14 protein-coding genes are annotated in these 13,102 nt (G+C 36.4%); 5 read left to right on the forward strand and 9 right to left on the reverse strand.

All coding sequences use genetic code 11. The features are described from left to right. Positions 1 to 6: 6 nt before the first annotated feature. From R0J88_RS14095 to R0J88_RS14115, 5 genes are all read left to right on the forward strand, one after another. On the forward strand, positions 7 to 759 hold the full coding sequence (locus R0J88_RS14095) for a cytidylyltransferase domain-containing protein (RefSeq protein WP_138740382.1): 753 nt from the start codon (positions 7 to 9) through the stop codon (positions 757 to 759). A gap of 3 nt (positions 760 to 762) precedes the next feature. Continuing rightward, the gene (locus R0J88_RS14100) at positions 763 to 2,043 is read left to right on the forward strand and encodes an aminotransferase class III-fold pyridoxal phosphate-dependent enzyme (protein ID WP_138740383.1); all 1,281 of its coding nucleotides are present in this window, start codon (positions 763 to 765) and stop codon (positions 2,041 to 2,043) included. A 4-nt stretch (positions 2,044 to 2,047) separates the two neighbouring features. Then, positions 2,048 to 3,103 (forward strand): pseudaminic acid synthase, encoded by a 1,056-nt coding sequence (gene pseI / locus R0J88_RS14105; protein ID WP_138740384.1) that lies wholly within the window; start codon positions 2,048 to 2,050, stop codon positions 3,101 to 3,103. 285 nt (positions 3,104 to 3,388) lie between these two features. After that, complete coding sequence (locus R0J88_RS14110; protein ID WP_138740385.1) at positions 3,389 to 4,093, forward strand: TylF/MycF/NovP-related O-methyltransferase; 705 nt, start codon at positions 3,389 to 3,391, stop codon at positions 4,091 to 4,093. A gap of 3 nt (positions 4,094 to 4,096) precedes the next feature. After that, positions 4,097 to 5,413 (forward strand): MBL fold metallo-hydrolase, encoded by a 1,317-nt coding sequence (locus tag R0J88_RS14115; protein ID WP_138740386.1) that lies wholly within the window; start codon positions 4,097 to 4,099, stop codon positions 5,411 to 5,413. 229 nt (positions 5,414 to 5,642) lie between these two features. Here the strand turns inward: R0J88_RS14115 and R0J88_RS14120 are convergent, their stop codons facing one another. The 9 genes from R0J88_RS14120 to R0J88_RS14160 form a co-directional block, all read right to left on the reverse strand. After that, entirely contained in the window at positions 5,643 to 6,230 is a 588-nt protein-coding gene (locus R0J88_RS14120; protein ID WP_138740387.1) for a formyltransferase family protein, read from the reverse strand. Further along, the gene (gene pseG, locus R0J88_RS14125) at positions 6,227 to 7,285 is read right to left on the reverse strand and encodes a UDP-2,4-diacetamido-2,4,6-trideoxy-beta-L-altropyranose hydrolase (RefSeq protein WP_138740388.1); all 1,059 of its coding nucleotides are present in this window, start codon (positions 7,283 to 7,285) and stop codon (positions 6,227 to 6,229) included. Before pseG ends, R0J88_RS14120 begins: the two co-directional genes overlap by 4 nt. Then, entirely contained in the window at positions 7,286 to 7,945 is a 660-nt protein-coding gene (locus tag R0J88_RS14130) for a class I SAM-dependent methyltransferase (protein ID WP_138740389.1), read from the reverse strand. Between the two features lie 6 nt (positions 7,946 to 7,951). Then, positions 7,952 to 10,072, reverse strand: a complete 2,121-nt coding sequence (locus R0J88_RS14135; protein WP_410900208.1) for a 6-hydroxymethylpterin diphosphokinase MptE-like protein — start codon at positions 10,070 to 10,072, stop codon at positions 7,952 to 7,954. Positions 10,073 to 10,082: 10 nt separating this feature from the next. Beyond that, positions 10,083 to 10,412: a hypothetical protein gene (locus R0J88_RS14140; RefSeq protein WP_138740391.1), complete on the reverse strand. Its 330-nt coding sequence runs from the start codon at positions 10,410 to 10,412 to the stop codon at positions 10,083 to 10,085. A 1-nt stretch (position 10,413) separates the two neighbouring features. Next, positions 10,414 to 10,833 carry a flagellar export chaperone FliS gene (fliS, locus tag R0J88_RS14145; protein ID WP_138740392.1) on the reverse strand — a complete coding sequence of 140 codons (420 nt, stop codon included), beginning with the start codon at positions 10,831 to 10,833 and terminating at the stop codon, positions 10,414 to 10,416. An 8-nt stretch (positions 10,834 to 10,841) separates the two neighbouring features. Further along, the gene (gene fliD, locus R0J88_RS14150) at positions 10,842 to 12,233 is read right to left on the reverse strand and encodes a flagellar filament capping protein FliD (RefSeq protein ID WP_138740393.1); all 1,392 of its coding nucleotides are present in this window, start codon (positions 12,231 to 12,233) and stop codon (positions 10,842 to 10,844) included. 9 nt (positions 12,234 to 12,242) lie between these two features. Next, a complete protein-coding gene (locus R0J88_RS14155; RefSeq protein ID WP_171047580.1) occupies positions 12,243 to 12,635 on the reverse strand; it encodes a flagellar protein FlaG in 393 nt (130 codons plus the stop codon). A gap of 74 nt (positions 12,636 to 12,709) precedes the next feature. After that, positions 12,710 to 13,102, reverse strand: a 393-nt coding sequence (locus R0J88_RS14160) for a flagellin (protein WP_410900209.1), incomplete at its 5' end; no start/stop codon positions are given.

Raw genomic sequence — 13,102 nt, forward strand, 5'->3', positions numbered from 1 at the left:
GGAAGTATGATAGGTATTATTGTTCAAGCTCGAATGAATTCAACACGATTGCCGGGAAAAGTATTACTCCCTATTAATGGCGTACCAATGCTAGAGATTCAACTTAAGCGCCTTACGCAGACAATAGCTGTAGACAAAGTTGTTGTGGCGACGTCAAATGAAGCTCTAGATAGTCCTATCGAGACACTATGCCAAAAACTTAATATAGAATGCTACCGTGGTGATTTAAATGATGTACTAGCACGATTTTATCATTGCGCTAAATTGTTTAATTTTTCGCATATTGTACGCGTATGTGGAGATTGCCCACTGATTGACCCCGTGTTAATTGACCAAATAGTTAGCACACATATTACAAACAGCGCAGACTATACTAGCAACTGTGTCATACGGTGTTTTCCAGATGGTCAGGATGTCGAAGTATTTAGCTTTAATGCGCTAAAAACCGCTTATGAAAAAGCAAAAAAACCATCAGAGCGTGAACATGTAACACCTTTTATTCGCGATTCTAACTTGCTTTCATTGGAAGATTTCACTATAGCTCAAGATTATTCTGCATTTCGAATTAGCGTCGACCATTCACAAGACTTTGAAGTAATTTCAGCAATCTACCGTCATTTCGAAGGGCAACAATTTGGTTATCAACAAATAGTTGAGTATTTACAATCACACCCGCAAGTCAATGCGCTCAATGCCGATATAGAGCTAAATGAAGGTTACAAATTATCGCTGCTACAAGACAAAAAACAAGGTTTCTAATTAATGACTATCAGCTTTTCTGAATCACTAAATTGGTATGAAAAGGCGCAAAACATCATACCACTAGCGAGCCAAACCTTTAGTAAAAGTAAAATGGCTTTACCTTTTAAAGCTGCGCCACTTTTTATTAAATATGGTAAAGGCGCTCTGGTTACCGACCTCGATAACAATATTTATACCGACTATGTTAACGGCTTGCTCTGCGTTAGTTTAGGATACCAAGATCAAGAAGTTGATGATGCAATTAAAGCACAGCTCTCATCTGGCATAAGTTTTTCACTTCCCCATACTTTAGAAGCTGAAGTTGCCGAGCTCTTAGTTGACCTTATTCCCTGTGCTGAAATGGTACGCTTTGCTAAAAATGGCAGTGATGTTACCAGTGCAGCCGTGCGTATAGCACGAGCTTATACAGGACGAGAACACATAGCTGTTTGCGGTTACCATGGTTGGCAAGACTGGTACATAGGTTCGACTACACGCGATTTGGGTGTACCTGAAGCCACTAAAAAGCTAACTCATGGCTTTACTTATAATGATATCTCTTCACTAGAAGCACTCATTGAAAATCACCCTGACGAACTTGCAGCAGTCATTATGGAGCCACTTAATATAGCGCCTCCTGAAGATGGTTTTTTAGAAAAAGTACGAGATCTATGCTCTCGTAATGGCATCGTGCTTATATTTGATGAAATCATCACAGGTTTTAGATATCATTTAGGCGGTGCTCAAAGCTACTTTGGTGTAACACCCGATTTAGCAACCTTTGGTAAGGGGATGGCTAATGGTATGCCGCTATCTGCAATCGTTGGTAAACGTGAAGTCATGATGTTAATGAACGATATCTTTTTTTCAGGAACATTTGGGGGCGAAACTTTATCCCTTGCTGCAGCTAAAGCAACTATTGAGAAAATGAAGAAAGTTGAGTTTGACCAATATATTTGGGGGCTAGGTGATTACTTAGTAGAGCAATATCAAAAATATTGCTCAGATTTTACAATGTTTGAATTAAAAGGACTCTCCCCTTGGACATTTTTAAACATTACCAACGACAGAGTTAACTCTGCAGACACAATTAAATCTTGGTTGATTCAAGAGCTCTGCAAACGCGGTGTTTTATTTATAGGAACACACAACCTTTCCTACGCGCATAGTTTTGAAAACATAGATCAACTTATAATGCATTATCAGGAATTATTTACTCAATTAAATGATTTGGATAAACAAGGTAATTTAGCTGCACATCTTGATGGTAAACAAATAGAGAATGTCTTTAAGGTCAGATAACATTATGAAAATTGGTGAAAGAGAAATATCAAGCAACACGCCTCCTTACATCATAGCGGAAATGTCAGGGAATCATAATGGCGACATAAATAGGGCATTAAAGCTAATCGATGCAGCAGCTGAAGCAGGCGCAGATGCAGTTAAATTACAAACATATACCGCGGATACACTAACGTTAAACTCTAATAAAAAAGATTTTTGTATATCTGAAGGGCTATGGCAAGGTAAGAGCCTGTATCAATTATACGATTGGGCACATACACCTTGGCAGTGGCACCAAGAGCTATTTGATCGAGCAAATAAACTAGGAATCGATATTTTTAGTTCACCATTCGATGAAACTGCTGTTGATTTTTTAACTCAATTTGACCCACCTGCATACAAAATTGCTTCATTTGAGTTAATTGATCATGAGCTAGTTAAAAAAGTTGCTGAAACAAAAAAGCCAATGATTATGTCTACTGGTATGGCAAATATTCAAGAAATTGAAGAGGCGCTTGCTGTTGCCTTAAATTATGGTAACGGGCAAGTAACACTGCTTCATTGCGTGAGTGGTTATCCTACCCCGATTGAGCAAACTAATTTAGCAACAATGAAAGCGCTTGCAGAAAATTTTAATCTCCCAATTGGCTTATCAGACCACACATTAGGTAATACAACCGCTATTGCATCTGTAGCCTTGGGCGCAACAATAATCGAAAAGCACTTTACGTTAGCACGAGCAGATGGAGGACCTGACGCGGCATTTTCTCTAGAGCCCGAAGAACTAAAAGCTTTATGTAAGGATGTTCGTGACGCTTGGCACGCGATTGGTAAACCAAATTTTACCCTAGCGCAATCAGAACAACCTAACCTTATATTTCGACGCTCGCTGTACATCAGCAAAGATATAAAGAAAGGAGACGTGTTCTCCAAAGACAATGTTCGCTGCATTCGACCAGGCTATGGGCTTGCTCCAAAACACCTAGATGTTGTTTTAGGTTTGGAAGCTACAATGGATATAGAAGCCGCTACAGCATTGACATGGGATATGGTCAATAGGCAGACGACAAATATATAAGTTATTGTATCATGGTTTAAGTTTGTCTTAGGCCCATTCAACCTGTACTTCAGCCAATCGGCAAAGGTATTCAGTTTACTTTCAGGTTTTGTGGCTGTGTGGTTAGCAAAGCTTATTCATATTGAATCAAGCCTTGATACCATAGACCTATTTAAGCACTTTATAGAAAAGACTGACTGTTCTCTATATTAAGGTTCAGCGGTAATATAATTAAGCTCAGTCTAATTTCATTTAATGGCGATATAAAATTAAAATTCAATTATTGTTCTAAAACAGGATCAAATTATGAAACCAGATAGCTTTATAGCTAATAGAACCAGCTTCGCAGAAGAAATTGGCCAACCGAACCTTTACGATATGATCGATCACTTTGCCTTGTATGCTGGGGTACATACAATAGCAAATAAACTTTGGACTTTTGAATTACTGAAAAGTACTCAAGGAGTTCCTGGAGACATAATAGAGTTTGGTTGTTGGAAAGGTGCAAATTTAATGTTTTTAGCAAAGATGAGCTCTCTGTTAGAACCATATGCGCCAAAAACAATAATTGGGTTCGACAATTTTTCAGGCTTACCTACTGGTGTAAAAGAAGACGGAGAGTTCGCTAACACGCAAACAGGCAAGTACTGTGGTGATGAGCAGACACTAAAAAAAGCGATTTCATTATTCGAACTGGAAAACAAGGTAAAACTCATCCCAGGTGATGCGCTAGTCACTATTCCCGAATACGAAAAAGAAAATCCACACTCTTTAATTTCTTTCGCTTACTTAGATTTTGATTTATACGAGCCAACTCGTGCTGCATTAAAGTTACTTTCGGATTCAATTAGTGTTGGTGGTGTAATTGTTTTTGATGAAGCATGCACTACAGAGTGGCCTGGAGAAACGTTAGCAATGAAAGAGTTTTTAAAAGAAACCAATAAAAAATTTGAAATGCTTAGTAACCCCTTAAGCAAACAACCTACCGTTGCAATCAGACGAGTGGCTTAAAAGATGCTTGTTACTCACCTGCAAAGCTCAACACAAATTGTTGAGATGGGAGAAATCCGAGTTTTAACCGATCCATGGCTAACTGAAGGTGAATATTACGGCAGTTGGTATCATTACCCACCATTTGCTGAATCTGAGCTAAGCTTACTTCAATACGATTATATCTATGTATCTCATATCCATCCGGACCATTTAAGTGAAGCGACATTAAACAAATTACCTTATAAAAAACCTATACTTATTCACAAATACAGTTCCCCGTTCTTAAAACGTAAATTGGAATTATTGGGTTTTGAGGTCATTGAGTTGAACAACACTACACCCTATAAATTTAAGAATGGTAGTCAATTAACTATTTATGCCGCTGATAATTGTAATCCAGAGCTCTGCTCAAAATTTTTGGGGTGTGGACATATTGAAACTAAATTTGGCAGCACTCAAATTGATTCCCTAGCACTATTTTCACATGGAGGTAAACATTTACTTAATTTAAATGATTGTCCTTATGAATTAGCTAGTCATACAATTTTAAAGAATGGTCTTGATCAACTGGATATTGACCTCTTAATGGTCGGCTATGCTGGTGCAGGCCCTTATCCACAATGTTTTCAGTTTGACTCAATCGAGCTAAAAAACAATGCTGCAAAGGCTAAACAAATACAATTTTTGCAACAAGCGCTAAACTTCATTGAACTTGTTAAACCTAAAGCCTTTGCACCATTTGCCGGTACTTATGTATTAGGCTCCCGCTATGCCCATATGAATGAGTATCGTGGCGTGCCAAGTCTAGAAGATGCCACCTGCTATTTAGAAGCCAACACCCCTAGCAACTCTAAGGGTCTACTTTTAAATCAGCATGATAAATACGATTTAACTATTCAGCAGTTAATAAAAAGCACCAAGGCAGTACCAACATTAAAGCAGTATATGAACCACATTACCAAACAGCCTCTCGCCTATGATAATGATGTCTGGGATGATAACGAGCTTGAGGACTTAATGTTAAACTCCTATTTGCGCTTTAAATCCAAAGCTGATGAAATTAACTACTCATCACCCACTTATTTAGTGATAGAAAGTGAGAAAGTATGTTTTACTATGTCTCTTGATAAAAAGCCCACCCAAACATTCAAAGACTCTCAGGTGCCGCAGCCATATGTTCGATTAACGGTAGAGCATAACTTGCTTCACCGTCTACTCCGCGGTCCAAAATATGCGCATTGGAACAATGCTGAAATCGGTTCACACATTCAATATGAGCGAAAGCCCAATACGTTTGAGCGTGCTCTCTACCATTGCCTTTGTTTCTTCCACCAATAAATAGAAGTCATTCAATTAATCTCTCTTGGCTTTGTCATAGGTTAATAAGTGTTGTGGTCAATTAATCTTGACCACAATCTAATTTTTTGTACCTATCCCTTTCTATTTTTTGGGGGTCACAATAAACATATAGCTAAGAATGGACGTATTAAAGTGTCTACAGATTTGCAACTAAGGAAAGTAAGATTATAGTTTATATGAATATCACATGAAATGAACTAGCTTGTCCCTACTTCTGTACTAACTGCTTTTTCAAAAGTACGATGTCGCATAATCGTGTATCCCAACTAATATTATGCTTTTCAAAAATCTCATTTTTGTCAGAGGTGTTATGATAAGTACCTGCACCCATTTGCGGTTTAGCTATAAGTTTACCAGTGACAATATCTTGCCACGATTTAATAAACAAATTTAAAATCGACTTCTGCAGTGTCACATATGATGATGCTAGTGTCTCTTTTTGTAAATTAAAGTCGAGTTCACGTTGTACCAAAATATCACCAGTATCCAGTTTATCATCAACTAGATGAATAGTTACGCCCTTTGGCGTATTATCGTAAAAGCTCCAAAAATTTGGATCTGCACCTTTGTTCCAAGGTAAATAACTAATGTGTAAGTTAATTATTTTACCAAAATACTCAGCAACAATATCTGGTCCAATAATATGACGATAACCATGACTAACGATAAAATCAGGCTCGATTTGGATTACTTTTTCAATGCTTATAGCAGTGGATGTAAAAAGCAACTCGTAATCGAAATGCTTTAACCATTGATACACCGCAGTTTTCTCAGTGCCTAAAAAGAGTACTTTCAACCTATCGCTTCCATTACCTTATTATATATCCGCTCAACCCCTTTGGCGTCACAAATTTTTAGGCCATTAAACTTCAAATCATCATATTTTTCAATCAGCTCAGATACCGCGAAAGGAAGTTTATCTTCTATTTGTTCAAGTTTAATTTGAATCGCAATGTTCTCTAAAACAAGGGCATCACAAATATCGCGCTGGTTATCAGCAATGGGTACTATTATGCTTGGTAACCCGATACAAGCACGCTCCCAACATGAAGATCCCGCAGCACCTATTGCAACATCGTGTTCTATCATAATTTCTGCCATATTATCAATATGGTCAAAATGTTTAATAAACTTAGGGTATCTGTTTACAAACTCTTTAACCAATTGATAGTTTATTGCACTAGGTCTTAATAAGACTGTTGCCTGAAAATTAATGCGAGCTGTAACCAGGGTTTGTAATACACGCAATGTACCGTTAGGCTCATCACTTGCACCAAAACTAATTAGCACTCTGAGAAAACCATCAAGTGAAGATTTAGTCACAGTGTTACGGTAATTTAGCAGCTTTGGATTGAGCATTGCGTATCTTGTGCCCGTCAAGATACAGCTGCTGTCAGAGTCGGAATAAGCGGCAGGTGTGCAATTAAGAGTTTGGTCAATTACCACATCGGCAACATGTCGTCTTTTTAAATCATCGATTGCAACCATTTTACAATTAAAATGCTGCTGCACTTGTGACTGCCATTTATAATCAAGGGCATAATTATCAACAATTACTATATCAACCTGCAGATTATATGAACAAAACTGTTTAGCATCTTGTTGCCAACTTACCCCTATCCAGCTTTCATATGAAGAAAGTAACTGAGAAGATGATGGCTCTTGATTGTGCAGTGTAACCACCTCAAATTCAAGACTCTTCAAAAAGGGGATTAAATTGCCGGGCAAATCTCTGCATACAAATGCGATTGTGTGACCATGCTCACGAAAGCAACGTGCTAAGTTAAGACAGCGCATAACATGCCCCGCACCAATTTGACTTGATGAGTCAACTCTAATCGCTATGTGCATCTATTTTTGCTTATTTGGATATGCATCGTCGATTTGTTTATATAGTAAGCTTATACCTACACGCTCATCTACATCTGTTCTCAATTCGCGCGCAGAGTGAGTAGAAATATCTGTTGCTAGCATCGAGTAAAGCGGATTCCATGTAAACATTCTACTATGATCAAATTTGTAACTGTACAGACCTTCACAGTGGCTATATTTATTCTTGTAAGGATATGGAGGTAAAAAGTCCTGAATAATAATATACCCACCATTTTCCAACACCTGATCAACCTTTGCTGCGATGGTAAATAAATCTTCTCTGTCGCATAGGTAAAGGCAAAAACCAAGAATCACTAAGTCAAAACTATCTTTTTCGAAATCAATTGAATCAGCTGTTGCTACAGACAAATGTAAATGTGGATAATTCTGTTTCCCAGTTTCAATTGCGGAAGATGACGGGTCTACGCCGTACCCGTCCGAACCGAATTCCTTGAACAAAGAATGAAGCCTTAAACCATTTGCACAACCAATTTCAAGTACACGTTTAGGAGACAGCTCTTGCGCTTTGATAAAATCAATAACCTTATCTTTGCTGCTTTCACAGTAAACTTGTTTGTTACGCTCAAACCACTTATCCCCTTCGGAAGAAAGGAAAATTTCTCGCTGTTCTATTTTCATACGCTTTTACTCTATCCAAACATCTGCATCATCTATAATATCTATTTTATAAGGGTTAATTAAAAACTCCCCTTTCATGTCTTTGATATAATCAATAGTATATTTAGATGCTGCAGCATAATTAGATAACGATTCCTGCTCATCATTTGAAGAGTATAATACATGCAGAAGCACAGAGTGAGAGTGTAATAAACTACCTCTCAATAAATCATCAAATACACTAAATTTACTAGCACTAAAACTCTTTAGACGATCTAACTGAGACTCTAATACTTCAATTGTATCATCAACGCTTTTTGGGTTAGCAGAAAGCTGCTCTATGAAGAAATCACATAAATCTATAAAGTGATGCTTATTTTCTAATATGACCTCATCAAAAAAGTCTAATGTTGAATCTTCAGGATCAATAAAAAGGTTATTATTTATTAACTCAATTAATAATTTCTTATTTAAAATTTCAGAAAATGATATGTCATCGGAGTGTGTAGGCATTGCTCCTGATATTTTGGCCCCATTGCTACAGTTTATAACATTTAAGTGGGGTTTAGCAGCAAGAAAACTTTCTATAACTCTACGTGAGTAATTATATATTGAGTCAGTTTTAACTTCTTCTACAAAGTTACCTTTAACCGAAATAGTATTATCGATTTTATATAAATCTCTATCTTGCTCTTTATCATTTTGATCATAATAGATGCTTTTTTTCGAATGGTGTTTATCTCCGACATATCCCATATCTACGCCAAATAAAAACACTTTATCCATTCCCATACTTTCGCAAAATGACAAAGCACAATTTGTTACTGTAGGGTTGCAGTACGACAATACGGCATAGTCACCAGGTTCGACATCTGGGTTCTGTTGATGAAGTGTGCTGCCAGCTTCACCCAATTTTATAGCTTGAACAGAATTGTCAAACAGCTCAAAAACACTTGGGTGAACAGTATTCAAAGCGAGTAGAGTAATCCCTTTAAAATAACTATTATCATCTATGATATCTAAAACTGTTCTCGTTATTAAACAACGTTCCATTTCACAATGATAATCAGGCTTTATACCATACTTATATAATGCACCAATAGCAGTTCCGCAGCTTATTATAATCGACTTATCTTTATTATTTCTTAAAAAATCGATATCTTCATCTAGAGATGGGCCATTAGCAACTACAAACACAGGTATGTTGGATAGCATCTCTAATTTTTTATTTTTTAATAGCTTGATTTTATTTTTCAAATTATTCTGAAAATGCCCAATACTCATTAAAGCATCATCAAAAAATCCTAGTCCTAACAAGTTCAAATCAAAACTTTTCGATACTTCAGATACCGATTCAAGTAAATCCTTTTCAAGATAATGTACATATATATAACTTCTGGCAGAATGAAATCGGCCAATTTTAAAGAACAATCCAGAAACCTCATTCACAAGGTTTTTGTTTGATTCAGGCTTGCCTAAACTGAAGTGTAACTGACCACCATCCATGTCCAATTTATTTAAAATATCATTCCAATCATTCAAATACAGACTTAAATAAAATAAGTCTAGACTTGGCTCATATATGAACATATTTTTAATTTTATGGTTCTGCACAACTTGATGTATATGACAACCTGCACCAACACCAAAAAACATCATTGACGATATAATCGTCGGTAGTTTATCGTTGTTTCTTTGGATTGAATTTAAAAAGCTTGTTAATTTAGCTAAATGTTTGGTATGAATAAATCTATCAATATCATCTTGTCTTTCATCAAAGGCTTGCTGAAATAATTGAGGATCTTTATAAAAGCGTTTACATTGTAAAAATGAACTCTTAAATACATTATCTTTATACAAATATTTTTTGTCTTTAGTATCAAAAATGTTTAATTGTTGATTCTCAAAAGTCAGTTCATACCTTTTTAGTGTGTAATTATTAAAGCTGTGAAATATATCAGGATAAAATTTGAAAAACGCAGCCATATTATCTTCATATCGCTCCGACATATCAAAATCAGGTTGGATAAACTCATCTGAAAACTGAGTTAGCTCTCTTTCTAAATTAACTTTTTTTGTTAACTTTTTTTGCAGAGCTTCTAAAGCTTTTATCTGCTGATTAATTTGGCTTTCAAGGTTATCTGACATATTAAATCTTCTAAAGTTTATTTTCTGTATATTTTTTCGAGGCGAGCTTTTTCTTATTCAGGTTATAAAGCTCGGTCAACAGCTTGTGTTTTTCATTTAGAGCCACCTCACTACCGATAGAGTCAGCATTAGATATCGTATCAATTAATGATTGAACTTTATTTTTTTCATCAACACTTAAATTAGTCAGTTCTGATTGAGCAACTTCTTGAAATAAACTGTTTCTCTTTAATAATAATTTTAAAGCATCGTCAAAATGATTATTTGATAAGTTCGTGTTTAGATCTTTAGTAATGATTAAAATTTCATTTAAAATTGTTATGCAATTTGACTCTGGCATCTTACTGCTTAGCTTCCGATATCAATTTAATCCCTAAAGCTTTGTCTGACTCACTAATATTGTCCCAAGCTTCTTTGATAGGAAAAAATAACTCTTTAATCTCATCTAATATCTCAGTCGAGTTTTCAGCATTAGCATCAGTTAGACGAACTGTTATGTAGTTATAAAGGCTATCTAAATTACCTGCAATTTCCGCCCCTTCTTTCAAATTTAGGCCGCCCTGTAAACCGCCTACAATTTTTATTGCTTTGTTAATGCTCTTATTTTTTCCTTCAATATCAGTCCTTTCTATACACACTCTGGCTTGATAAACCTGAGATAATAACTCACGCATTAAAATCTGAATCACTTGATGCGGATTCGCACCTGACAATGGTAATTCTTTTTGAGCTTGTTGATATTTACTGATACGTGTATTCATTTTAAACCTTATTTTTTAGTAGAAACACTCGTTAGTATGCTTGAAATGTAAGAACTTGATGTTTGATATTGAGCAATTAAACTATCTAAAGAGGCGTATTTACTTCTAAGCGATGCCTCTAAATTAACTAACCTCTCATTCAAACTTTCCCTATCTATTTCTATACTCTCTAACGATTCGTTTAAAGACTCTTCGCGCTTTATAAGTGAGCCACTACTACTTGTGTATAAATTAATTAGGCCATCTACTTTTTTAACTAAGCCATCATCGCTACTAAAGAAATTTTGAAAGTCGCTGTAATTATTTTCTAAAGTATCATCAAAAGTATCTTGACCACTTGTTAAAGTCCCTATGCCTGTAGCTGACTTCTCCATCTCACCAAAACGATTAAAAGTGATACCGAGTTCCATAAGAGATTGTATCTCAGTACTTCCACCTAAATCGTTTGTAAACATTCTTTGCAATTGTTGTTCCACACTGCGAATATTACTATCAGAGGCAAGCATTCCACTTGTTGGATTCGATAATGTATCTAACTGCTCTTTTAAGGTGTTATAGGCGCCAATAAATTCATCAACAGCTTTTACAGCAACTTCTGAATCAACTGAAACATTGAATGTCTGAGCTTCTGTGGTAACCTTGTTTAAAGTAATCGTTGTACCTTGTATTTTGTCATTAAGGGTATTTGACGAGCTACTAACCTCCTGACCATTTATCAACGTTTCTGCATTAACGGCATTTTGTAGAATAGACACTCCTCCAGCTGAACTCGGAGCACTACTAGCTATAGAAGCAAGTGAATCATCGTCAGCAGCAACCGAAAGAGTATTCCCGTCACCTGTTTTAGATGAGCTATAAGTTAGTACGGCCCCTGCATCACTATTAACAATATTTGCACTTACCCCAAAGTTTTCACTTGTTTGATTTATTTTATTTCTTATATCTTCAAGCGTATCAGTTGCTAAAACTTCAATTGAAAACTCTGAGTCACCAGCACTCAGTGTCAAATTTCCGGCACCTACGGTATCATTAACACTATTTAAAGCCGATGATTGTAACTTAGAGCCCGAAGCTAACTGCGATACCTCTATAGAGAACTCACCTGCCTGCATCGAACTATCTATATCAACATTAAATGCTTGGTCGCCTTCTAATATACCATCACTAAACTGCACTTTACGAGAGTCATATGTTTCTTCCTCTCCTAAGGTAGCTAGAGCTGTGTTGAAAGTGTCCAGTGCAGCTTTAAATGTGCCCACGCCAGATAACTCTGTCGTATAATTGATTTCTCGAGCATTAAGCTGCTTCGTTTTAACTTCACTTTCGGCTTGAATTGTTACTTCAATTATAGACTCAAGATCTAACCCCGAGCCTACACCGGCTGATGTGATGCTGGCCATAATGTATCCTTAAATTTCTTGATCAAAAAGTAAGCCTAATGAACTACCAAAAATCTCTTCTTGAAGTCTATCAATTTTTTCAGCTAACTCTAATACCTCTTGGCTTGGGATCTGTCTTATAATTTCATTTGTTTCGGTATCTTTAACTACAACAAATGATTTTTTAGATTCTTCGTGAACGCTAAACTCAAACTTTTTAGTCTTAAGCTGAGAGAGAGACTCTATTTTACCAATTGACTCCTGCAAATTTTGAGCCAAAAAACCATTCTCCACATCACCTTGATACTTGGATTCCTGCTGTTCACTGTCGGTTTTCTCAGTGGACTCCGTGTCTTTGCTCACTGGTGAGTTAATGTTTGTGCTCACCGACATTTTCAGCGAACTAATATTACTTGACTCCATTTTTCCTCCAAAAAAAAGCTTCATACACCAAGCATCTCAGTATACAAAGCTTTTTAATATATGAACTAACTTTATTATAGCAGAGACAAAGCAATCTGAGGTTGCTGGTTAGCCTGAGCTAACATCGAGCTTGATGCCTGTTGTAATACCTGATTACGAGCCAAGTTAGCACTTTCTTTTGCGAAATCGGCATCCATAATACGTGACTTTGAAGCAGATACATTTTCAGACACGTTTTCTAAGTTACGTATTGTTGAACTAAAACGGTTTTGCTTAGCACCTAAATCAGCACGAACGCCATTTACAGAAGACAAAGCATTATCTAAAGCTGTAATCGCTAACTGAGCATTAGCAGCACTACTAAGCGTAACCCCAGAAAGAGCTAAGCCGGTAGTATTCATATCGGTAGTGATTTTTAGGTTTATGACCTGATTAGCATCTGCACCCACCTGGTAATCAGCGTCATA

It is taken from the genome of Pseudoalteromonas sp. SIMBA_162 (assembly GCF_046535955.1).
Classification (GTDB): Bacteria; Pseudomonadota; Gammaproteobacteria; order Enterobacterales; family Alteromonadaceae; genus Pseudoalteromonas; species Pseudoalteromonas marina.